The following is a 21,068-nucleotide window of genomic DNA, read 5'->3' as shown; positions in this document are numbered from 1 at the left end:
CCTCACGGCGGTCTGCTGACGGTCGATCGGGCGGCACGGTCCTGCTGCAAGAGCCGCCCGCAGTGGCCGTCATCCTACCGGGGCGCCGCGGCTGAGACTCCTCGCGACGGATATGCAGGGCTGTCCGCCGCCGCGGCTACAGTGACCGACGTGGCTCTCTCTAATGAACGAATGGTGTGGATCGACTGCGAGATGACGGGTCTGTCCCTGACGGACGACGCCCTCATCGAGGTCGCAGTGCTCGTGACCGATGATCAGCTCAACGTGCTCGGCGACGGCGTGGACGTCGTCATCCGGCCGCCGGAGGGCGCGCTCGAGCAGATGGGCGACTTCGTGCGGAACATGCACGTCGAGTCCGGCCTGCTGGAAGAGCTGCCGTCGGGGACCTCGATGGAGGAGGCCCAGCAGCAGGTCCTCGACTACATCAGGACATGGGTTCCGGAGCCGGGAAAGGCACCGCTGGCCGGCAACTCCGTGGGCACCGACCGCACGTTCCTGGTCCGGGACATGCCGGAGGTCGTGGAGCACCTGCACTACCGGATCATCGACGTCTCCACGATCAAGGAGCTGTCCAGGCGCTGGTTCCCCAGGGCCTACTTCCAGTCCCCGGACAAGACCGGCAACCACCGCGCCCTGGGCGATATCAAGGACTCGATCGACGAGCTGCGCTACTACCGCGAAGCCGTGTTCGTGGACGACCCCGGCCCCTCCTCCGAGCAGGCCAGGGAAGCGGCCTCACGAGTGGTGGCTGCCCGGCGCCTGGCCGAGCAGAGCAGCTCCCAGGACGAGCCGCAGGCCTAAGCTGCCGCGCCGCCCCTGCGGCGGTGCGATCTGCGCGTGACGAGATCGACATCGTGCGCGCGGAAGACTCAGGAATGGGTTACAGTAGTCCGCGTTGCTCAGCGGCTGACAACGTCTCCCCTGCGGAGACGGCCCGGCCGTGACGAGCAGCTTGGTGGGCGTAGCTCAGTCGGCAGAGCGCCTGGTTGTGGTCCAGGAGGTCGCGGGTTCAACCCCCGTCGCTCACCCCAAACGGGTCAGGTGTGAACTTGCGACCAAGGGTCCGCCCTTGGTCGCGGTTCCCACCTGGCCCATTTTCTTCGCTTCGGCGGTCCAGCTCAGGGCGTCGTCATGGAGGCCAGAGATGCTCAGCCCGTCGTACGGGTTCCGGTAGCCGACGCGCACGTCGTTGTAGATCGCCTTGGACAGCACCTGATTGATGAGCCGCCGGTTCGCGTCGTCGGCGTGCTCGTAGATGTCGGCGGCGTTGGACAACAGCTTCAGGGAGTCGTCGATGTTCTCTCGCGCAGCGGCGTAGTGGCCGTGGTGCGGGGTCATCCGGTGCTCGATGGTCTCCAACGACGCAGTGATCCGGTCCTGCTCCCTCTTGAGGAGGTCGAGCGGGATCGCCCCGCCGTAGTGGGCTTGGAGCAGCTTCTGCTGCTCGCCTTCGAGCTGGGTTGTCCGGGACGCAAGGTCGGCGAGCTCGGCGGCTCCTTCGGCCATCATCTCGTCGAACTTGGCATGAATCATCCCCGAGACCGCCTCGATCGTTTGCGGGTCGATCGCACCTATTACCTGCCAGTCGGTGCGATCAACCCCCAAGGCCCGCATGCGGAAGACGAGATCTACGTCATCCTCGAAGGACGGGGCATTCTGCGTACGGAAAGCGGTGACGGCGCGGCCGTGCCAGGTGCAGCTCTGTTCGTCCCGGCAGGCGAGCACCACTCCCTCACGGAGATCACCGATTCGCTGTTCATGCACGTCATCTTCTCTCCAGCAGAGGGAACCAACGCGAGGGCAGAAAAATGGATTCGACCGTGGCGATCGTCACCGGCGGCAGCCGAGGAATCGGAGCTGCGGTCGTGCGCCGCCTGGCTGCCGCAGGCCACCATTCTGCTGGTCTACAGCCAGGACGACCACCACGCAGCGGTGACCGCGGAACGCTGCACCACGGAAACCGCAAAGGTCGTGCCGTACAAATGCGACATCGCCGCGCCCGGATCAGCCGAGGTCGTCTTCGACGGGGCCGCACAGCTCGGGGTGCCGGTGATCCTGGTCAACAACGCCGGGGTCACCGGGGGAATCAGCTCGCTCGCCGATTCCGATGCCGAGGCGATTCGCCACGCGGTCGACGTCGACCTCACCGCTACGATCCTGCTCTGCCGCGAGGCGATGATCCGTAGGACGGACGCTGGCCGAGCACGGCAGAGAAGCATCGTCAACCTGTCCTCCGTCGCCGCGAAAACCGGATCTCCCGGGGAATACGTCTGGTATGCGGCAGCGAAGGCCGGGGTGAACGCGCTCACCGTGGGGTTGGCCGCAGAAGCCGCACCTCACGGAATCCGGTTGAATGCAGTGAGTCCGGGCACGGCGGCCACGACGATCCATGCGCGGGCGGGCCGCCCCGACCGCGCAACCGAAGTCGGGGCGCGATCGCCGATGGGGCGACCCGCTCAACCAGAGGAGATCGCTGCTGCTGTCGAGTGGCTCGTCGGCCCCGAGGCCAGTTACGTCAACGGTGCGATTCTCGACGTCGCCGGAGGAACGCGATGAGCCAAGAATTTCCCCGTGAAGCGACCTCAGCGGTGAGCTGGGCTGTTCCGCCGGGCAAACCCGACCCGATCTTCGGCACCGGCGCAATCCGCGCCGAGAAAGGTCTCGCGAACATCGTCGGCCTGGTCGGAGCGGTCGGAATCACCGCACTCCCCTGGGAACGAACGCGTCTTGGAGCTGGGCACAGTATGTTCTTGCCGTCATCATCTCGTTCGATGTGGTCGGCGGCGTCGTCGCCAACGGCCTGAACTCCGCAAAATCTGACCACTTCGGTTCGCACGGAGAGAGACCGGAATCCTTTGGGATGAAACTCGTGCGGCGACCGGTCCTCGTCACGGCGCTGCACTTGCATCCCATACTCATTGCACTGGTGTTCGCTCCGACACTCTGGTAGTGGGGCGCGCTCTGGTATCTCTTCCCCCTCGCGGGTACCATCGCTGTCCGACGTTCAGCGGTGTATCTCCAGCGACCGGTCGCCTTGGCGTTCTGCGCACTCGCGGGCATCGCAGCATTCTTCACCCCGGCCCCTCATCTCTGGGCGTGGCTGCCCGTCCTGCTCACCATGAAACTCGTGCTCGCCCACGGCGTGCAGGAAGAACCTTATCGACCAGAGAACGTCGGCTCACGAGAGTACCTGAGGGCAGATAGTGTGAGAACGAGAGGCACTCGGAATCGAAAGGAGATGTCGCGTGATCGAGTCCGAATATGAGGACGAGGACGTCGCGATTGCCTGTGCCGACGGCGAGAAGATCCAGGCTCGGTATTTCCCCGCCACGGCACCGGCCTGTGACATCGAGCATGTTGTGATCATCGCCCCGGCGACCGGTGTGCAGGGCCGATACTACTGGCGATTCGCGAGTTACCTGGCTGAGCACGGAGTCACTAGCCTGGTGCCCGACTATCGAGGTATCGGCCGCTCGGCACCGAACACTCTCAAGGAGTACCGGAAAGCGAAGATTCGATGGCACTACTGGGGTACGCGTGACCTTGAAGCCTGCATTCTCTGGATGCGCAAACGCCACGGAGCGCAGGCGCGACTAAGCGCCGTCGGCCACAGCTTCGGAGGCTACGCGGCAATCCTCGCGGAGCACGCGTCTGAGATCGACCGGCTACTGATGGTGGGCGCCCAACACGCACACTGGCCGGATTACGAGAAGACGCACAGGCTCAGCCTATTTATCAAGTGGCACGTCTGTATGCCGGTGATTGCTCGCGCACTGGGCTACTTCCCGGGAAAGAAGCTCGGATGGCTGGAAAATCTGCCACAGGGCGTCGCCCTCGACTGGGCGCGCGGAGCATCGGACTACTCGAAGACGATCGGCCCCGAGGGAGAGGCGATACTGCGCCGAAGCGCTCAGCTGACGCTCCCGGTATTGGCGGTGAATCCAACTGACGACCCATATGCCACACCAGCAGCGGTGCGAAGAACACTGAAATATCTCCCTCAAGCCGAATGCGAGGAGATCTATCTGCACCCTCGGAACCTCGATGTAGACGAGATCGGGCACTTCGCACTTTTCCACCAACGCTTCCAAAACACATTCTGGACAGCAGCCTTCGGCTGGTTAACTGGCTCTTCAGAGTTGAGTGTGGGGTGAGGCGTCGAGGCCGCCGGTGATGAGGAGCATGCGGAGACGGTAGTGCTCGAAGTTCCGGAACCCGCGGGCGATGCGGCGGCCGAGCTCGATGATTCCGTTGATGGCCTCGGTCCCGCCGTTGCTCGCGCCGTCGGTGTCGAAGTAGGCCAGGAACGCTGTCCGCCAGCGGCGCAGAGTCTTCCCGAGCCTGGCGATCTCCGAGATCGGGCAGGACGGCAGCTTCTCGATCAGCTGCTCGGTGCGGCGTCGGCCCCGGGGAAGGGTGGGCTGGTGGAACACTTCGCGGGCGTCCCGGGCGCAGTGGTAGGCGACCTCGGCCGCGACATGATCGGGGTGGGCGGCGAATGTCATCGACCTCAGCGCCGGCGAGCTTGACGATGTGGAAGGCGTCCAGCACGCACAAACGGCGTCTTCGAGCTGGTCATCGATCGCGTTCTTGCAGCCCTGGAACGGGTCCAGCGTTGCGATCTCGACCCGGTGGCGGAACGCCTCGCCACGCTCGTCCAGCCAGTCGCGGTAGGCGCTGCCGGATCGGCCGGGGACAGAGGTCGAGGAGCCTGGCGGTGGGGTGGGGACCACGGGTCAGATCGACCATCCCGGTGAGCTCCTTCGGGCCGCGCCTGCGCGGGTCACGGTGGTGTCAGATGTGCTCGTCGACGCTCAGGACCTGCACGCCCTCGAATCTGGAGGGATCGCCTGCAGCCTGGGTCAGGACGGGCTTGATCTGGGCCCAGAGCGTGTTCCAGGTCGTGCCGAGCTGGCGGGCCAGACCCTGGATCGTGGCCGCCTCACGACGCAGCTGGCCGATTGCCCACCGGATCGCCCGAGTGCTCAGCCGCCCGCGCGCAGCGCAGATCCTGGGGTCCTGTTCCAGGAACGAAACCACCGGGCAGGTGCGCTCATGACAGACCCAGCGGCGTTTGCGCCACCGGATCCGCACCGGCCGCCCGGCCCAGGGCGCATCGATCATCTCGACCATGACCGGTCGCGATGACTCCGCAGCCGGGGCAGCCCGTGACCGGATCGCAGGACTCCACCTCGAGCACCAGGCCCGTTGGAGCCTGCGTCACCGAGAGCAGATGGAGGCTGGGGAAGCCGAGGAGGAGATCGCATCGGCCGCAGCGATTGAGCGCGTCAGCGCATGGGCAACTAGGGTTGGGCATCGTCGAGGTCCTTGGTGCGAGCAGAGGTAAGAGTCCGCTCATCATCGGGGACCTCGACGTCATACACCCAGCTACCCGGCCCAACCGGCGCGCCCACACTCAACCCTGAAGGGCCCGCAATCCCCACCCCACGGCTCTGATCGAGGTCCGGAACCGGGGCCATTCCCTGACCATTGACCACGGCTGGCCGGAGATCGCCCACCTCGCCGCCGACTACCTCGATAAGAACCTCTCCACCCCGGGAACCCCACGACCCTAGGCATGAAGCCCCTTCGCCGCAGCACAATTCGCAGCTAGTCCTCCATATGTAAAGCCGTGGGGACCGACGCCTGAAGAGTCCCGGGAGCCCCCGGAATGCCTCCGGTGGTGCGGGCTCAGGTCCGCGGAGGATGGTGAACGCGCATCTCAGGGCGCTTCTTGATCATGTGCTTCCCGGAACGCATCGTGGGCGCCTCACCCACTCATAGCGGGTGAGGCGCCCACGAGGCGTTCTCTCCCCCGGAGACACCTGATCTTCTCCATGGGGAGGTAATTTCCGGGTAGGAAGACGGTGGCAGGCCGGGGTCAGGAGCTGACCGAGGCGCTCTTCTTGGTCTTGACGATCTCCAGGGCGCGCTTGAGGTAGCTGCCGAACACGGGGTAGTTCTCGCTCATCGGGAAGTGGCCGATCTCCTTCATCTCGATGAACTCCGCGTTGCGGATCTGCGAGGCCGTCCGCTCACCGTCTTCGGGAGTGGTGAGGTAGTCATACTCCCCGGTCATCAGCACCACCGCGCACTGATCGGTGTCGATCTCTCCCAGCTTGCCGCGCAAGTCATGGTCGACCGAGTAGTAGTGCAAATCCCCCTTGAAGGACTCCGAGCCCTGGGTGTAGTAGAACCAGGTCTTCCACCGGTCGGCATCCGGGGACTGCGGGGCCATCAGGTCCCAGGTACCGGAGGCGCAGACCTGGGCGGCGTTGGCGTGCGGGTGCTGCCACCAGTCCAGGTAGAAGCCCGGGGAGTAGTCCGCACCCTCGACCGGGATGACCGCATCGAAGCGGTCCGGGCGCCGGTAGGCCAGCTGCAGGGCGATATTGCCGCCGAAGGAGGAGCCCATGAAGATCGGGCTCTCCAGCTCCAGGGCATCGCACAAGGCGATGATGAAGTTGGCGAAGTGGTCGGCGGTGAGCTTGTACTCCTCGGTCCACCAGGCGGTGTTCTCCGGCGGGTCGGACTTCCCGTGGCGGGGCAGGTCGTAGGCGATGACCCGGTAGTTGGCGGTGATCTCCTCGTCCTCGAGCAGGTCCCGCCACTGGTGGTTGTGGCAGCCGGCGGTGTGCTGGCAGACCAACGGCTGGCCGGTGCCGTTTTCGAGGTAGAAGACCTTGTACTCCAGTCCGTCGACGTCGACGGTGACGTAGTGGCCGGTGACAGGTGAGATGCGAGCCATGAGAGTTCTCCTTGTTCAGGCGGTTCAGACGGGGACGCCGACGGTGCGCAGCAGTTCGATCTGGCGTGTGAGGCAGCGCAGGTTCTGCATCAGCACCAGCACGTCGCCCTCCAGGGCCATGTCGCGCTGGAAGGATGCCGACCAGATGCCGTGGAACATCGGGGCGGGCATCTCGGTGCCGAACTCTCGCCAGGTGGCCGCACTGGCGCGGATGGCGAACTGGTACGGGGCGTCGAGGGGTCCGGGGTCGAAGCTGATTTCAGCGACCTTCCCCGCGTTCATTCGCACTACGAAGGAGTGCTCGTCCATGTCCAGCAGGTAGGAGCAGGTGAAGTACTTCCCGTGGGCCAGGAGCTCGGGGTCCTGGTCGTTGGCCGCCGTGAAGGCGTCAACCCACTGCTGGGTCGAGGTGGTGGAGGTGGTGGTAGTCATGTTGTGGTCCTTCCCGCCTGACGTGCTCTGTCCGTGGCGTTCGCCTCCTTGATTGGAGCGTGACCTGCCTCACGAATCCATTACTCCTCTTCGATGGGGCGATAGGCCACAACTATTGCCAGCCAACGGGGCGGTCACTACCGTTGAGTCATGCAGCCCTCCTTCGAGTTGCGCGTTCTGCGCTACTTCGTCACTGTTGCTGAAGAGTTGCACTTCGGACGCGCCGCCACCCGGCTCCACATCGCCCAGCCGTCACTGAGCGTGCAGATCCGCAATCTCGAACGCTCCCTCGACACCCCCTTGCTCAACCGCACCAGCCGCGGGGTGACCCTGACCCCGGCCGGGGAGGTCCTGCTGGTCCACGCCCGGGACCTGCTGGCGGCCGCTGAGGCGGCCGCTTCCTTGACCCGGCGGGCAGCCCGGGAACCGGGCCGAAAACTGGTGGTAGGTTTCCAGGCCAATGCTGCCGCCGAACTCACCCGGGCCGTCTTGGAGGCCTATCGCCACAGCAACCCGGCGGTCCAGGTCGAAATGCGCTCCTACCCCTTCGGCGATCCCACCGCTGGGTTGGCCGATGGCAGCGCCGACGTCGCCTTCGTTCGCCCACCCTTGCCGCAGTTCAAAGATCTGCGGATGGCCACCCTGTTCACCGAGCCCCGGGTTCTAGCGGTCTCAGAGGCCTCCGAGCTGGCTACCCGGTCCTCGGTCCGAGTAGAAGAACTCCTCGATGAACCCTTCATCGCCCGCAACGCCCCGGATCTGTGGCGGGACTTCTGGCTGGCCACCGACGCCCGTCACAACCACTCCCCGGTCATCGGCTCCGAGGTCAACACCGTCGACGAGTGTTTCGAGGCCATCCTGAGTCACCAAGGCGTCGCCTTCACGCAAGCCTCCACCCAACGTTTCTACAGTCGCCCCGGCCTGGCTTTCGTCCCCGTGGCCGATCTGTCTCCCTCCACAGTCAGCGTGGCCTGGCGCCAGGACAACGAAGATTGGGCAGCGCGCGCCTTCGTCGAAACCGCCCAGTTCACCGTCCTGAGCACCACACTCCCCCGGACGACACAGACGATCTAAGCGGTCCGCTCGAAGCGGGGCCCATCCGCCGTGCGTCACCGCGGGCCGCGCCTGACGGCGGGCCATACCCTCCGTGATGCTTGTCCTCGCCGTCCTGACACCCATTGCCGTGGCCCCCCGTTAGACAGGCGCCCAGGAGCGGAGCAGTGAACAGCCCGGGGAAAGGACTACGGCGACGTCGAATTGTGGGACCAGACCCCACCCATGTGCCGCTAAGACACCCCAGTACCGAATCGCCCCATCACCTCACCTGGCCCCGGTCTACTGACGTCTCATAAGCTCAGGCTCATTTCGGATGCTCGTAGAAGGAACCCCGACGGCGACGTCGTTCTTGTGAAAAATGGCCGGTAGCCAGCCATATGTAAAGCAGTAAAGACTTGATTTGCGCTCTGCGCGCATCGTGAGGTTCCGGGTAGCAGCTCCGGTGCTCTCTCAAAGGCTGCCTGACCTCGTCCGATCACCCTTGTGCGGTGCGATGCCGTGGCACGCATGGCATGAAGAAAGTCTGCGCCTACGGCCCCAATCGTCGTCAGACCTCGGTGTTCGTGAGCAGTGATTGTGCTGCACGCACTATATGCGCGACGACCGCACTCGGATTCTGGAATCCAAAGGATGCTCTATGGGCCACGACGGTGGGAACGTGCCGGCTGTTCCGTACCGAGGTCGCGCAGCCGGCCCATAGGGTTTTCGGGCTCTTCAGAGTTGAGTGTGGGGAGAGGCGTCGAGGCCGCCGATGATGAGGAGCATGCGGAGGCGGTAGTGCTCGAAGTTCCGGAACCCGCGGGCGATGCGGCGGCCGAGCTCGATGATTCCGTTGATGGCCTCGGTCCCGCCGTTGCTCGCCCCATCGGTGTCGAAGCAGGCCAAGAACGCCGTCCTCCACCGCCGTAGGGTCTTCCCGAGCCTGGCGATCTCCGAGATCGGGCAGGACGGCAGCTTCTTGATCAGCTGCTCGGCGAGGCGTCGGCCCCGGGGAAGGGCGGGCTGGCGGAACACTTCGCGGACGTCTTGGGCGCAGTGGTAGGCGACCTCGACCGCGGCATGATCGGGGTGGGCCGCGAACGCGCTGGCCAGCCGGTTCTGCTGGCGCGGCGAGAGGCGTTCGCGCCCCGCGCGGAGGAGGTGGCGGATCCCGTAGAGAGGGTCGCCCTTGCGGCCTCGGTGGCCGAGGGTCTCCTGCTGGACTCGTCGAGCCGGGAGGTAGGGGGTAGGGAAGGCAGGCGTACCTCATGTCCATGAACACCACTACTGACTCCATGCTCGAAGCCCCCGAACTCTCAACCTCGTTGGAAGCCTCGATCGCGCGGCTGCGCGAGGTCGCGGACGACGACTGGACGCCGGCCATCGTCTACGGGCGCGCTTCCCAGGACCGCAAGAAGCTCATGCGCTCGATCAACGACCAGCTGCTCGACTGCGTGTCCTGGTGCGAGCCCTTGCGCTGGTACCCGGACATGATCGTGCGTGACTCCGACCGGTCTGCCTCCCAGTGGCGGAAGAAGATCCGCGAGGGCTTCGACGAGGTGATGGCGCTGATCGAGGAAGGCAAGCACGGCGGGTTCGTCACCTGGGAGCCCTCCAGGGCCGCGCGTGACCTGGAGGTCTACGTGCAGCTGCGCAAGGCCTGCCGCCGAGCGAACGTCCTCTACCTCACCCACGGCCGCGTGTACGACTTCACCCGATCGGATGATTCGTTCGCGATGGGGTGGGAGTTCTTACGGGCCGAAGCTGACGCGGATACGATGCGCGAGCGGCAACTGCGCACCGTGAAGCTCAACGCCGAGCGCGGACGCCCCCACGGGCGCCTTCCCTATGGGTACCGACGGATCTATGACCAGCTCACCGGGGTGCTGCTGCGGCAGGAGCCCGACCCGCACAAGGGTCAAATCGTGCGGGATGCGGCCCGGGACGTGCTGGCAGGCAAGTCGCTGCACTCGGTGGCGATGCGGCTCCAGGATGCCGAGGAGCCGACCCCGATGAAGTCCTGGACCGAGGCTCCACGTGGGTGGGAGGCGAACACAGTCCGCCAGGTGCTGGAGAACCCGACCATTGCGGGCAAGCGGGTCTATCAGGGTGAGGTCATCGGTGATGCGCAGTGGGAGCCGCTGATCGACTGGGAGACGTTCCAACGGCTCCAGCGCCTGTTCGCCGATCCCGGCCGCAGGGTCAAGGGCGGCGGTACGCAGGCGAAGACTCTGATCACCCACATCGCCAAGTGCCACTACTGCGGACGCCCCTTGAAGCGTGCCGTCCTGAGGCGCAAGCATCAGGCGGATGCGGTGAAGTACTACTGCGCGTTCCGTGGCTGCTACAAGATCACCATCGCCCAGCAGGGACTGGACGACTACGTCGAGGAGGCGGTGCTGACCTGGTTCGAACAGCCGGAGAACCTCGCCCGGCTCACCGGTGACGACGGGGGCGAGTGGATCACGAAGGCCGATGCCGCGCAGGAACGCCGGGCAGCGTTGCAGACCCGTCTGGACGAGGCGATCGCCCAGTACACGGCCGGGCAGTTGAACCTGGACACGCTGACGAAGGTCGAGCAGTCCCTGCGTCCGCAGATCGCGGCAGCTGAGCGGGAGCTGATCCCGCCGATCACCGATGCCCGTGTGAAGGCTCTGGTCACAGCCCCGGATCTGCGGGCGGCCTGGGGCGAGCTGTCGCTGGCAGAGCAGCGAGCGATCATCAAGGCCGGATTCGACATCCGTATCCAGCAGACGCGCAACCGCGGTCAGAACGCCTTCGAACCGGGCCGGGTACTCATGGAGCCCCGCACCCGGTGAGCCGGTGGCGGGCTGGTCACCGGGTGCGACCACGCAGGGTGTTCCGCACCAGAGTGACCAGCTCGCCGCTCATCGGCGGGAACTGCGCAGCGGCCTCACGCGCGGCAGCACGGATGCGTTCGCGCTCCGTCTCCGGCTGCGTGTGGGGCGAGACGTGGCCGAGGTCGTCGTCGTGGTCGGTGGTCTGGGTCTGGGTCTGGGGTGTCGGGATGCTACTCATACCTGACAGGTACGTAAAGCATGTCGGAGCAAAAAAGTCAACCCCAACATCCGTGGTGCCTCATAGTCAATTCCCCGGGAACGGTGGGCCGTGCCTCAGGTAAAAGTCCCCGGGAAATCTAGCTGGCCTGGCCCGGGGTTCCGCGTAATTGATTGGGTCTAGACACTTGGATTTGGGCTTTGATCAGCGGAAACGCACGCCGGGGCGCGTGCATGGCGTGTATCTATGGCTGGCGGTGCAGGAATCAGATGCGCGTGGGCGTGAGCCCCTGGACCTGCTTCGGGGTGGGCAGGCCCTGCTGGGTGAAGAGTGCGGTCTGGGCTTGCGTGGGCCGGGTGATGGTGGTGATCGTGCCCTCATCGCCTTCGAGGGTGACCTGGTGGAGCCGCTGAACCTGTCGGCGGACGTCGTTCCAGGTCTGGTCGGTGGTGTTCTCGATGATGCGGATGAGCAGCAGAGCCAGCCAGCACAGAGACACGTGGGCGCGGATGCGGTACTCGAGCCGGTGATAGACCGGCCTGAGGTCGAGGGTGGACTTCATGTCCTTCCATCCGCGTTCGACTTCGAGGAGCTGCTTGTAGCCCAGCGCGACGTCTTCAGCGCTCATATGCGGATCGGAGGTGCGCAGCAGGTACTTCCCGTCGAGGTTGGTCTCCTGCTTGATCGTGTCCTTGTCGATGCGCAGCAGCCCGGTCTTCGTCGACCGGAGGAACCGGTTCAGGCCCGGCATGGTCGAGATCTTGCCCTTCAGCTCACCCCGCTTGCCAGCCGTGAGGGTATCGGATCCTGCGATCATCTCTTCGAGCCGGGCCACGAGAGCCTGACGGGTGTGGGCGTCGCGGTGGGCTTGTTCGGGGTTGAAGCAGACGATGAACCGGTCCGCAGTCCCGGTGGTCCGGTCGATGGTGACTTCCTTGACCTTCAGGTTGTCCTTCACGGTCCGGTACTTGCCCGGACGAGACAGGGCCGCGGCCGCTTCGGCGGAGTTGGATCGGAGTTTCTCCCCGAGGATGTAGCCGTCCCCGCCGCGCATCAGCTCCCGCCGGTTGGCCTTCGAGGTGAAGCCGCGATCAGCGGTGTAGATGATGCGCGAGAGACTCCAGTCGCGCATATCGGTCCTGACTTGGCAGATGAGCGCGGAGTCGGCGGTGTTGCCCGGCCAGCACCACACCCGCACCGGGATCGCGTCGCGGGTGACGGCCAGGCCGATGACGACCTGCGGGAGATCGCCGCGGTGGTCCTTGGACTTCCCATACGTCCGAAACGGCGTCTGCTGGACCGCCCCCGCCGGTCCAGCACCCTGGGAGACGTCGCCGGTGCTGGTATCGGCGATCGGGTGGCCGGTCTCGTCGCGCCAGACGGGCTGATCGGCGTCCTCGGTTTCGAAGTAGGTGGAGGTGGTGTCGAAGAACAGCAGATCGACCTCCAGGTTCAACAGGTCGGCGACCTGCTCGTAGACTGCCCGCTCCAGGCTTTCGCCGGTGTCGGTGAGCCAGTCCATGACCCGGTAGCAGGCGTCCTCATCCACGGCCCCGACGGTGTCGGTCAAGCCGGGGATCGCCACATCGTGGTTCATCCAGTCAGCCGCTGCCAGCTTCGACGACGGAGCCAGCGCCCGGTTGGCCACCAGCGCGAACAGGATCCGTTCGGTGGCGTCCAGGTCCCGCTTCCGGCCCCGAGCCTTCTGCCCGGCCCCGGTGATCACCCGATCGAGCCCGAGCTGTTTCCACACCCCGTCGAGGAGGAACGCCCCGCCGGCGGGGCGGGAGTCGACAGGTTCGGGCATCGAGGCGCCGTTCGTGCCGGTGTCGTCGGTGTCGCCGAGGTAGCGCTGCAGCGAGGCGACCAACCGGCGCAGTCCTGCTTCGTCGACCTCGTCGGCACGGCCGAAGGAATGCACCACCTTCGGCGTCGACCGCTTCTTCGCGGCATCCCACTCGTTGTGGGCCAGCTGAACGTAGGAGACCTCGCTGGTCCTCGTCCGCCGCTTCACCGTCCTGATGTACACACCTATGACAACTACCACACATAGCCGCCCATGTGAATCACGATCACGGAAGCGTGTATCTATGTAACTCGGGGCGTCGCGAGAGCAGTTCCCCGGATTCTCGCGGATCTTGCACTCACATCGGGGCTAGAAACACGGAATTACGCGGAACCCCGGCTGGCGTCGGTGGTGGTGGAGTTTGATGCCGGCAGGGTTGGGCGGGGCGGTGGAGGCCTGGGCCTCGCGTTCGAGTTGCCGGGTCCTCTCCGCGGCCAGGCGGATCAGTTGTTGCTGGATCCGGTCGATCTCGGTGGCGATGGCCATCGGGTCCAGCCTGTCGTGGTGTGCTTTCAGTTCGGTCTGCTGGGCGTTGCTGAGGATCCCGGAGGCCAGCAACCGCCGGTATGGGGTCTGCGGGGTGTCGTAGAGACGTTTACGCCGGCCGACGGCGTCGGTGCTCCAGCCGGTGGGCTTCTTCGTGGGGGTGAGGAAGTTCAGCCGGTCGTTGACCAGGGGCCAGAGCCGGTTCAGCAGGGCCAGCTCTTCGCCGGTGTCGTAGCGGTAGTGGAACCCGTAGCGGCGCACCAGGTGTCCGTTCTTGGACTCGATGGTGGCCTGGTCGTTCTTCTTGTAGGGCCGGCTGCGGGTGAAGAAGATGTCCTGGTCGGCGGCCCAGTTGACCACGTCGTGGTTGATGAACTCGGATCCGTTGTCGAAGTCCAGGCCGCTGACCAGGTACGGGATCGCCTCGAGGCCGGCCTGGAGCGTGGCGAGGATGTGCACGCGGGCGTTGTTGCGGATCGCGCGGGTGAACACCCAGCCGATGCGCACATCGGTCAGGTTCACGGAACGGGCGAACTCTCCGGTCAGCGTCGGGCCGCAGTGCGCGACGGTGTCGACCTCGAAGAATCCGGGCTCGGCCTCGACCTCGTCACCGGCCTTGCGGATGGTGATCGAGGTGCGCAACAAGGAGCCCGGCTTGGTGGCGGACTTGCCGTGCAGCGGGTCCTTGGCCCGGGTCGGGGCCAGGTACCGGTCGATGGTGGCCGCCGACATGGCCAGCAGCTCGGCCCGCACCGACGGGCAGTACCGGTCTTCGCCGTCCAGCAGGGCCCCGTGGCGTTCCATCGCCTCGATCCACTCACCCATCGAGGCGGCCAGGTACTTCCCGCACAACCCGCCGGAGGCCGCCCAGATCCGCTGCAGCACCACCACGGCGTCGTAGGAGTACCTGCGGGGCTTCGACTTGCGCCGGTCCAGCACCGCCACCGTGGCGATGGGCCGCCCGGGCGGCTGGGCGGCCCGGCGACGCAGCTGCTGGCGGGCGTGGTCCCTGTCCCAGCCGGTGATCCCGACAACGGTGTCCAGGATCGCGCCCTTCTGCTTCTTCGAAGCCCTCACATACGCCGTGGCGTACTTCTTGGTCACTTCGATGCGGGTCGTCATCGACACGTCCCAGTCAGTCATACCCCATCGTCGCCGTGCCACCTGAAGGGCGGAAGATTTCGCGGGGAAACCCTGTGAGGCACGGGCCCTGCTACGCGGGGACTTTATATGAGTCTCGTCGACATCTAGCCATCCGAACGGAGGCGAGCTACTATATGTGGATGGTCAGTGCTGTCGTGCCCGTCGAAGCCCCGGAATCGGGGTCGGGCACGGGGGTGCCGATTCGGCACCCCCGTAGCCGCCACACCTCAGGCCTCGCGGTGGTGAAAATTTTGCACCACCGCCATCACCCGATCAGGCAGGGCAGCACGGTGGTAGCAAATTGCCACCACCGCCATCCCGGGACCGTCAGGGTTCCACGGTGCCTGCACGTTGCAGTCACCGTCGCCTCACCTTGGCTCTTCACGGTGGTGCCAGCGTGGCACCACCGTCGACCGCCCACGGGGGTGAAAATTTTCCACCCCCGTGGCCGGGTGCATGGTCCTGCAAATTTTGCGGGACCGCGACGGCCGCGGAACGGTCCCGGAAATTTTCCGGCCCCGTTGCCCCGCCGTGGCTGATGGCACGGTCGTGCCGATTCGGCACCACCGTGATCGGCCCCACTGCGGCCCGCGAGACTGCCACCGGATGTCGTCAACGGTGTGCGAAATTTTCCCGCACCGCGCCACCAGGGCTTCTGCCCCCTGACTGCCCGTCGCGCGGATGCTCAACGGGTCCGCACATTTTGCGGACCCGTTCCCGGCCCCGTTACGGAGCACTCCATCGGCTCTCCGCTGTCTCATAGCCCGAGCCCCCGGTCCTCTGGCCCGTGGTCGCGCGGAGGGTTGAACGGAGGGTCGGGGTCGAGGCGATTCGCCCGCCGCTGCAACGCGGCGCGCAGCTCCCGGTCGAGCACGTTACGTTCCCTCGCCACCCTGGGACGCGTGAACTCCGTCGCCGAGCGCAGCATCCGCGCCCGGACCTCTTGCCCGTCGATCCCGCGAGCAGGTACCAGCGCCGGGTGCAGAAGCGCCTCGATACCATCCTCGCTGATGTCGATGGCGCGCGTGCGGGCGTGGGCAAAGACGTGCGGGTCGATCTGGTTCCAGTCGATGAGCCAGCCCGCTGACTCCGCGAGCTGGTTGAAGAACACGAACTGGCTTCTCGTGTTCACATCACGGAACGGATGAATCGCCGTGACCTCTCCCCACGTCCAGGCCAGGCCCTCGGAGAACCCGGCACGGTCGCGGCCGCGGAGATGGTCCATCCTCGCCAGAGCGTCAAGCACGCGATCAGTCTCAACGGGGATGAACTCGGGCACGCAGTGCGCGATGCCCGTGCCGCCGGGTCCGGTGTTCGTATCCCGCAACCGTCCGCCCCAGGGGTAGAAGCCCTCGACCAGTCGGGCATGAATCGCCTGCAAGTGCGGCAGGTCGAAGTCGCCGTCGACCGGGTGCAGGGCGAGGTCGGCCATGTGCGTGGTGATCACGCGCCGTTCGGCGGCCTTCCACAACGCCGGATCGTGGTAGCCGGGGAGATTGACCAGCACGTCGGTGCCGGGATACGTGTAATGGTCCGGCATCACCGGCCCCCGCAACCAGGCATACAGGACCAGCAGTCAGCGGGTGAAGCCGTGCTCGGCTTCCAGCTCGGCGAGCCCTTCGGCGATGACCTGATCGGGCGTGGCCTCACCGGTGAGCACCCGGCGGGCGGCCTCCACGTCCCCAGCCGTGGGCTCTTCGCCGGCCATACGATGCCCGGCCTCAATCGCGGCGAGCTGCTGCGCAGTCCAGGCCTGCGATGCCGTCTGGGTGGTCGCCATGATGCCTCCTCCATGCTCATCCGACACTCTCCATTCTACCTTCCCGCCCCAGTGAAACCCCGGCAATCCCCGCAGTTGAGCGTCCGGCCTGAGGCGGTTGTCTCCCTGATAGGTACGCACGGCATCCCGGACATCGAGCAGGCCGTGGCGACAGGGTCGTCGTGACCTCGTGCTCAACGTACGGTGGAGGTATCAGGCACAGCGACGAGGCGGAGTAGGGGGCAGCGATGGTGCAGCGCATCTGGCTCGACGTCGCCTACCGTGAGAAGGACCAGGCCAAGGCCGCCGGTGCCCGCTGGGACCCGCAGGCTCGCCGCTGGTATGCGCCCCGGCCCGGAATCCGCGCACTCGACCGGTGGCTTCCTAACCTGCCGCCACCCGTTCGACCGGCGCGCGTAGAGCCCGACCCATCATGACCAGACGACCCCGCCGTGCTTCTCCGAGACGCCACCGGCACCGACCCGCTGCCGTGGGCGATCCGGGCGCCCTACGGCTGGTTCTGCCATATGTGCGATTCGACCTGCCGCCCCGGGAAGATCCAGATTGTGACGATCCAGACCCGCTGGCTACGCCGACCGATGATCGTCACACAGCCGACCGAGTGGCGCCATCATCTCCAAAGCCGCGGGGATGTCGACTGGCGACTCCTGGTCCACATCACCCGCGTCCTCGAGCAGACCCTCGCCCCGGGAACCGCGATCCGCTGGAATCCCGATACCCAGCAGCTCGACACGATCACCGGACCCATCCACGACTGGCGCGACCTCCGCGACCAGCACAAGCGACGCCGCTAACCGCACCCCTGACGCGCTTCTCCGCGCTGACCCGGTCTCTCCTGCTGTCAAGACGAATGGACGCATGTTACCTGCGGTAGTACCCGCGCACCTTCCTCACGAAGCGACTCGTGAGGAAGGCGGTGACCGGCATGAAAGGCGGCGTGACCCTGTTCCGCGGACCCGGCACCGCCGCCCGCCGGTACCTCGAATCCGACCGGTCGACCGTGGATGACTACTACCTCGAAGGCGGCACGGCGCTGGCGGACTTCACCATCACCAACGCCGCCGGTGAGGTCATCGCGAACACCGGCCTGGACCCGGAGCAGTACGCGGGCTGGGTCGACTGGACCCATCCGCTGACCGGGGAGCAGATGGGCATCCCGCGCGAGGCGGGCGAGGTCCGGAAGGGCTCCCCGCGGTTCGCGGAGATGGTCGTCAACACCCCGAAGTCGCTGTCGATCGCCGCCGCCCTGCACCCGGAGGTCTCCGACGCCCTCGACCAAGCCCAACAGGACGCGGTCTCGGAGATCCGACAGTGGCTGGCACAGCACTCCTACACCCGTGTCGGCCCGCGCGGGCAGCAGGAGATCATCCCGGCGGAGTCGTTGCAGACCGTCGCCGTCGTGCACAAGACCAGTCGTGCCGGTGATCCGCACCGGCACGTGCACTTCCAGATTGGCACCCGCGTGCCCGCCGCGGGCAAGTGGCGTGCCCTCGATACTGCGGTCCTGTTCAAGCAGCAAGGCGCGATCCGTGCACTCGGCACTGCTGTCATCGCGGCGAACCCGCAATTGGCTGCAACCCTGGACGCGAACGGGCTCACCCTCGACCCGGTCACCGGGGAGGTTGCCGAGTTGGAGCAGTTCAATCCGATGATGAGCAAGCGTGCGCATCAGGTCGAACGCAACCTGAAGCAGTTGGAGGCCGAGTGGGAGCACGCCCATCCCGGTGAGGAGTCCGGCCCGGTCGTGCGGGCGCGGCTGCTGCACAGGGCGTGGGCGCATGAGCGGCCGAACAAGAAGCCCGCCGACCTCGGCGACGAACACGCCTGGCGGGCCGAGCTGGTCGAGGCCGGCTACGACCCCGACACCCTCACCCGCGCCACGGCACCGGCACGGGTGTCCGTCGATGACCTGAGCGTGCAGGAGGTCGCGAACCGTGCCCTCGACCGTAGCGCGGCGGGTGGATCGACATGGACGGTGCACACGCTGCGCGAGCACGCCACTCGCATCACCACCGAGCACGGCGTGCAAGCCACCCCTGACGAGTTGCGCGAGTTCGTGCAACTCGCCACCGATCTCGCAGCTAAGGATTGCTTCTCCGTGCTGCCGCCCGGCGCGGTGCAACCCGAGTATGTTGCACACCTCACCAGCCTGCGGGTGGTGCAGGCCGAAAGCGAGTTGCGGGACCAGCTCGAAGCACAGGCCCCGAACCGGGAGCCTCGCCGCCCGGACCTCAGCACGCTCGCCGCCGAGCACGGCCTCGACGCCGGACAGACCGACGCCGCTGCCTCGGTCGCCTCCCGTGACCCGCTCGTGGTGGTCGAGGGAGCGGCAGGGTCGGGGAAGACCACCATGCTCGCCACCGCCATCGAAGCCCTCGACCACGCGGGCCGGTCGGCGCGGGTGGTCACCCCGACGAAGAAGGCCGCCCAAGTCGCCGCAGAAACCCTCAAAGTACCCGCCGACAGTGTAGCCGCGCTCGTGTACGCGCACGGGTTCCGGTGGAACGACGACGGCGTCTGGACCCGCCTCAAGCGCGGCGACACGGACCCCACCACGGGCCGCGTCTACACGGGTCCGCCGCGTGAGGCGCGGTTGGTGCGGGGTGAGCGGGTGATCGTGGACGAGGCCGGGATGCTCGACCAGGACACCGCCCTCGCCCTTCTCACCGTGATCCGCGAAGCGAGGGCCTCGGTGGCGCTGGTCGGCGACCGCGCCCAACTCCCCGCGGTCGGGCGCGGCGGTGTGCTCGACATGGCCGCCCACATTCGCGGGGCAACCGTGGACATGTCCGAGCTGCACCGATTCGACGACGAGCAGTATGCGGCGCTGACGTTGCGCATGCGGGAGGGGAAGAACCCTGCGGCGATCTTCGACCAGTTGCACGCAATGGGCCTGGTCCGGTTGCATGCCGACGACGACGCCATGCGTGAGCACATCGCCGAGCACACGGTCCCCGAGGATGCGGTGACCGTGGCGACCAACGACGAAGCCGCCGAGTTGAACGAGCGCACCCGCACCCTCCGCGTCGAACAGGGCGAAGTCGATGACGGGCGCACCGTGACCGACTCTGCTGGTCTGCCCATCGGGGCGGGTGACCTGGTGCAGGCGCGGCAGAACGATGCCGAGCTGCGGGTAGCGAACCGGCAGACCTTCACCGTCCAACGCATCGGCGAGGACGGCACCGTTCATGCCATCGAGACCGGCACCAACCGGAGGCACAACCTCACGGTCGCGCTCCCGGCCGACTATGTGGCCGAGCACGTGCACCTGGCCTACGCTTCCACCGCCTACGGCGTCCAGGGTGCCACCGTGAACACGGCGCACACGGTGCTCTCCGACGCCCTCGACGCGGCAGCCGTCTACGTCGGACTGACCCGCGGCAGCGGCCGTAACGAGCTCCACGTCATCGCTGCGGACCTCACGAATGCGAGAGCGCAGTTCGTCGAGGCGATGGGCCGCGACCGCGCCGACCGCGGACTGACCGACGCCACCACCCGCGCCCACGAAGCCATCCAAGGGTTGGTCAAGGACGGTCCCGTCGCGATGGTCACAGAAGAGCTGGCATGCCTCGACGATCTGATCGAGAAGGCGAAGCAGCGGGCCACCTGGTGGGAGAACGTCGGCGAACAGCTCGACGCGCTATCGGCCCGGCATCGGGAGGAGACGGACGAGAGCACCACCGCCCTCACTGCCGCGGAGGAGCACGCCGCGACGATGCGGGCCGAGACCTTCGCGCCCCTGGAGACACGCGCCGAAGCCGAAGGCCGGGACTACCTCGCCGCCTTGGCCGAGGAAGCCCAGGCGGCCGGACGACTGGCAACGGCGGGATGGTTCGGCAAGCGGCGTGCGCAACGCGAGCACGACACCGCCCACGAGCACACACAGGCCTTGCGCGGTCGCCTGTCCTCGGAGTGGGGCACTCTCCCGCGGCCCGCGGATGACCTCCATGAGTGGGCGGGCCGTGTCGCCGCCCAGCAAGCCGAGAACGCTCCCGAAGTGGTGCAAGCCGACGAGGCCGTAGTCGCGGCGCGGCAGGCGCGTACCGGGTTGCAGGAGCGTCATCGCCGCGACCGACTCGCACTCCTGGCGCGGCTCCACGGGGCGGACAACGTCCGCCGTGACCCCGACCGATACTTACGCACCAGCCCCCGGAGGCAGGCGGCCAAGTGGAGGGCGTCGACAGAGGAAGCGCGGGCTGAGGCCGCCGAGCTCCGTCGCCCGCCACGGGATCAGGCAGTGGATCTCATCGAGATCAAACGCGCCGCCACCGAAGCCCGCGCGACAGCACTCGGGGAACGCCAACGGCAACTCGTCGACGAGCAGTACCTCACCCGGAGTGCTCCCCGCAGAGACCGGCCAGCACGCGGCCTCTAGATCGCGTACCGTCCATGTTTCTGCCTCTCCGTCACGGCTCGGTTTGCTAACCAGTTCGGGTGGTGCTGGGCGTTGAGCGTGTAGCTTCTTCGACCGTTTAACTGTTCCTGCGGTTTTGTTCCGTTCGTACGGTGCTCCGAGGGCATCGAGGGGTTCGCACATTTTGCGGGCCCGTTCTCCTCGACCCAGTGTGACCGGGCCGCCC

Annotated in this window: 17 protein-coding genes, 1 tRNA gene and 2 pseudogenes; 10 read left to right on the top strand and 10 right to left on the bottom strand. The window is 66.5% G+C overall.

What is annotated here, in order from left to right; all coding sequences use genetic code 11:
• Nucleotides 1-171 precede the first annotated feature (171 nt).
• The gene (gene orn / locus JOE55_RS12455) at nucleotides 172-801 is read left to right on the top strand and encodes an oligoribonuclease (protein ID WP_204783306.1); all 630 of its coding nucleotides are present in this window, start codon (nucleotides 172-174) and stop codon (nucleotides 799-801) included.
• A 154-nt stretch (nucleotides 802-955) separates the two neighbouring features.
• Nucleotides 956-1,031, top strand: a tRNA-His gene (locus tag JOE55_RS12450).
• Here JOE55_RS12450 and JOE55_RS12445 read toward each other — a convergent pair.
• Nucleotides 1,024-1,533 carry a hypothetical protein gene (locus JOE55_RS12445; protein ID WP_239546672.1) on the bottom strand — a complete coding sequence of 170 codons (510 nt, stop codon included), beginning with the start codon at nucleotides 1,531-1,533 and terminating at the stop codon, nucleotides 1,024-1,026. The genes JOE55_RS12450 and JOE55_RS12445 overlap by 8 nt on opposite strands.
• Here JOE55_RS12445 and JOE55_RS12440 point away from each other — a divergent pair.
• The 3 genes from JOE55_RS12440 to JOE55_RS12430 all read left to right on the top strand — a co-directional run bounded on the left by JOE55_RS12440 (nucleotide 1,525) and on the right by JOE55_RS12430 (nucleotide 4,154).
• Nucleotides 1,525-2,556 carry an SDR family oxidoreductase gene (locus JOE55_RS12440; protein ID WP_239546670.1) on the top strand — a complete coding sequence of 344 codons (1,032 nt, stop codon included), beginning with the start codon at nucleotides 1,525-1,527 and terminating at the stop codon, nucleotides 2,554-2,556. The genes JOE55_RS12445 and JOE55_RS12440 overlap by 9 nt on opposite strands.
• Nucleotides 2,553-2,804, top strand: a complete 252-nt coding sequence (locus tag JOE55_RS12435) for a hypothetical protein (protein ID WP_155931017.1) — start codon at nucleotides 2,553-2,555, stop codon at nucleotides 2,802-2,804. Before JOE55_RS12440 ends, JOE55_RS12435 begins: the two co-directional genes overlap by 4 nt.
• A 441-nt stretch (nucleotides 2,805-3,245) precedes the next feature.
• Nucleotides 3,246-4,154: an alpha/beta fold hydrolase gene (locus JOE55_RS12430; RefSeq protein WP_204783084.1), complete on the top strand. Its 909-nt coding sequence runs from the start codon at nucleotides 3,246-3,248 to the stop codon at nucleotides 4,152-4,154.
• Here the strand turns inward: JOE55_RS12430 and JOE55_RS13635 are convergent.
• From JOE55_RS13635 to JOE55_RS12415, 3 genes and pseudogenes are all read right to left on the bottom strand, one after another.
• A pseudogene (locus JOE55_RS13635) lies at nucleotides 4,134-5,317 on the bottom strand (transposase). The gene JOE55_RS12430 and the pseudogene JOE55_RS13635 sit on opposite strands and share 21 nt — an antisense overlap.
• A 564-nt stretch (nucleotides 5,318-5,881) precedes the next feature.
• A complete protein-coding gene (locus JOE55_RS12420) occupies nucleotides 5,882-6,748 on the bottom strand; it encodes an alpha/beta fold hydrolase (RefSeq protein WP_204783083.1) in 867 nt (288 codons plus the stop codon).
• Nucleotides 6,749-6,772: 24 nt separating this feature from the next.
• Nucleotides 6,773-7,180 carry a hypothetical protein gene (locus JOE55_RS12415; protein ID WP_204783082.1) on the bottom strand — a complete coding sequence of 136 codons (408 nt, stop codon included), beginning with the start codon at nucleotides 7,178-7,180 and terminating at the stop codon, nucleotides 6,773-6,775.
• A 150-nt stretch (nucleotides 7,181-7,330) separates the two neighbouring features.
• Here JOE55_RS12415 and JOE55_RS12410 point away from each other — a divergent pair, with 150 nt between their 5' ends.
• Nucleotides 7,331-8,254, top strand: a complete 924-nt coding sequence (locus tag JOE55_RS12410; protein ID WP_204783081.1) for a LysR family transcriptional regulator — start codon at nucleotides 7,331-7,333, stop codon at nucleotides 8,252-8,254.
• 696 nt (nucleotides 8,255-8,950) lie between these two features.
• Here the strand turns inward: JOE55_RS12410 and JOE55_RS12405 are convergent.
• A pseudogene (locus JOE55_RS12405) lies at nucleotides 8,951-9,445 on the bottom strand (ISL3 family transposase); the annotation flags it as partial.
• 44 nt (nucleotides 9,446-9,489) lie between these two features.
• On the opposite strand from JOE55_RS12405, the gene JOE55_RS12400 reads away from it, so the two are divergent.
• Nucleotides 9,490-11,034, top strand: coding sequence for a recombinase family protein (locus JOE55_RS12400; protein WP_239546668.1), 1,545 nt, complete (start codon nucleotides 9,490-9,492; stop codon nucleotides 11,032-11,034).
• Between the two features lie 16 nt (nucleotides 11,035-11,050).
• Here JOE55_RS12400 and JOE55_RS12395 read toward each other — a convergent pair whose 3' ends face one another.
• From JOE55_RS12395 to JOE55_RS12375, 5 genes are all read right to left on the bottom strand, one after another.
• Nucleotides 11,051-11,254, bottom strand: a complete 204-nt coding sequence (locus JOE55_RS12395) for a hypothetical protein (protein WP_204783079.1) — start codon at nucleotides 11,252-11,254, stop codon at nucleotides 11,051-11,053.
• Between the two features lie 244 nt (nucleotides 11,255-11,498).
• The gene (locus JOE55_RS12390) at nucleotides 11,499-13,247 is read right to left on the bottom strand and encodes an IS1634 family transposase (protein ID WP_204783078.1); all 1,749 of its coding nucleotides are present in this window, start codon (nucleotides 13,245-13,247) and stop codon (nucleotides 11,499-11,501) included.
• A gap of 141 nt (nucleotides 13,248-13,388) precedes the next feature.
• A complete protein-coding gene (locus tag JOE55_RS12385; protein WP_204783077.1) occupies nucleotides 13,389-14,687 on the bottom strand; it encodes an integrase catalytic domain-containing protein in 1,299 nt (432 codons plus the stop codon).
• A gap of 778 nt (nucleotides 14,688-15,465) precedes the next feature.
• On the bottom strand, nucleotides 15,466-16,248 hold the full coding sequence (locus tag JOE55_RS12380) for a Fic/DOC family protein (RefSeq protein ID WP_204783076.1): 783 nt from the start codon (nucleotides 16,246-16,248) through the stop codon (nucleotides 15,466-15,468).
• A 36-nt stretch (nucleotides 16,249-16,284) separates the two neighbouring features.
• Nucleotides 16,285-16,488 carry a hypothetical protein gene (locus JOE55_RS12375; RefSeq protein ID WP_137319554.1) on the bottom strand — a complete coding sequence of 68 codons (204 nt, stop codon included), beginning with the start codon at nucleotides 16,486-16,488 and terminating at the stop codon, nucleotides 16,285-16,287.
• A 227-nt stretch (nucleotides 16,489-16,715) separates the two neighbouring features.
• On the opposite strand from JOE55_RS12375, the gene JOE55_RS13630 reads away from it, so the two are divergent.
• From JOE55_RS13630 to mobF, 3 genes are all read left to right on the top strand, one after another.
• A complete protein-coding gene (locus JOE55_RS13630) occupies nucleotides 16,716-16,904 on the top strand; it encodes a DUF5710 domain-containing protein (protein WP_217494851.1) in 189 nt (62 codons plus the stop codon).
• Between the two features lie 15 nt (nucleotides 16,905-16,919).
• A complete protein-coding gene (locus JOE55_RS12370) occupies nucleotides 16,920-17,282 on the top strand; it encodes a hypothetical protein (protein WP_137319555.1) in 363 nt (120 codons plus the stop codon).
• Between the two features lie 131 nt (nucleotides 17,283-17,413).
• Nucleotides 17,414-20,863, top strand: a complete 3,450-nt coding sequence (gene mobF, locus JOE55_RS12365) for a MobF family relaxase (RefSeq protein WP_239547556.1) — start codon at nucleotides 17,414-17,416, stop codon at nucleotides 20,861-20,863.
• The last annotated feature ends 205 nt before the right edge of the window (nucleotides 20,864-21,068 follow it).

This window comes from Kocuria palustris, from assembly GCF_016907795.1.
In the GTDB taxonomy this organism is placed as follows: Bacteria; Actinomycetota; Actinomycetes; order Actinomycetales; family Micrococcaceae; genus Kocuria; species Kocuria palustris.
Note: the sequence above shows the minus strand (reverse complement) of the source record. Positions and strands in the feature narration are given on the sequence as shown.

What these genes read in the sequence shown, in the direction of transcription:
- JOE55_RS12385 (WP_204783077.1), bottom strand. Translation starts at nt 14,687, where the DNA reads ATGACGACCCGCATCGAAGTGACCAAGAAGTACGCCACGGCGTATGTG.
- JOE55_RS12380 (WP_204783076.1), bottom strand. Translation starts at nt 16,248, where the DNA reads ATGCCGGACCATTACACGTATCCCGGCACCGACGTGCTGGTCAATCTC.
- JOE55_RS12395 (WP_204783079.1), bottom strand. Translation starts at nt 11,254, where the DNA reads ATGAGTAGCATCCCGACACCCCAGACCCAGACCCAGACCACCGACCAC.
- JOE55_RS12375 (WP_137319554.1), bottom strand. Translation starts at nt 16,488, where the DNA reads ATGGCGACCACCCAGACGGCATCGCAGGCCTGGACTGCGCAGCAGCTC.
- JOE55_RS12410 (WP_204783081.1), top strand. Translation starts at nt 7,331, where the DNA reads ATGCAGCCCTCCTTCGAGTTGCGCGTTCTGCGCTACTTCGTCACTGTT.
- JOE55_RS13630 (WP_217494851.1), top strand. Translation starts at nt 16,716, where the DNA reads ATGGTGCAGCGCATCTGGCTCGACGTCGCCTACCGTGAGAAGGACCAG.
- JOE55_RS12415 (WP_204783082.1), bottom strand. Translation starts at nt 7,180, where the DNA reads ATGACTACCACCACCTCCACCACCTCGACCCAGCAGTGGGTTGACGCC.
- JOE55_RS12440 (WP_239546670.1), top strand. Translation starts at nt 1,525, where the DNA reads ATGAATCATCCCCGAGACCGCCTCGATCGTTTGCGGGTCGATCGCACC.
- orn (WP_204783306.1), top strand. Translation starts at nt 172, where the DNA reads ATGGTGTGGATCGACTGCGAGATGACGGGTCTGTCCCTGACGGACGAC.
- mobF (WP_239547556.1), top strand. Translation starts at nt 17,414, where the DNA reads ATGAAAGGCGGCGTGACCCTGTTCCGCGGACCCGGCACCGCCGCCCGC.
- JOE55_RS12435 (WP_155931017.1), top strand. Translation starts at nt 2,553, where the DNA reads ATGAGCCAAGAATTTCCCCGTGAAGCGACCTCAGCGGTGAGCTGGGCT.
- JOE55_RS12420 (WP_204783083.1), bottom strand. Translation starts at nt 6,748, where the DNA reads ATGGCTCGCATCTCACCTGTCACCGGCCACTACGTCACCGTCGACGTC.
- JOE55_RS12445 (WP_239546672.1), bottom strand. Translation starts at nt 1,533, where the DNA reads ATGATTCATGCCAAGTTCGACGAGATGATGGCCGAAGGAGCCGCCGAG.
- JOE55_RS12400 (WP_239546668.1), top strand. Translation starts at nt 9,490, where the DNA reads ATGAACACCACTACTGACTCCATGCTCGAAGCCCCCGAACTCTCAACC.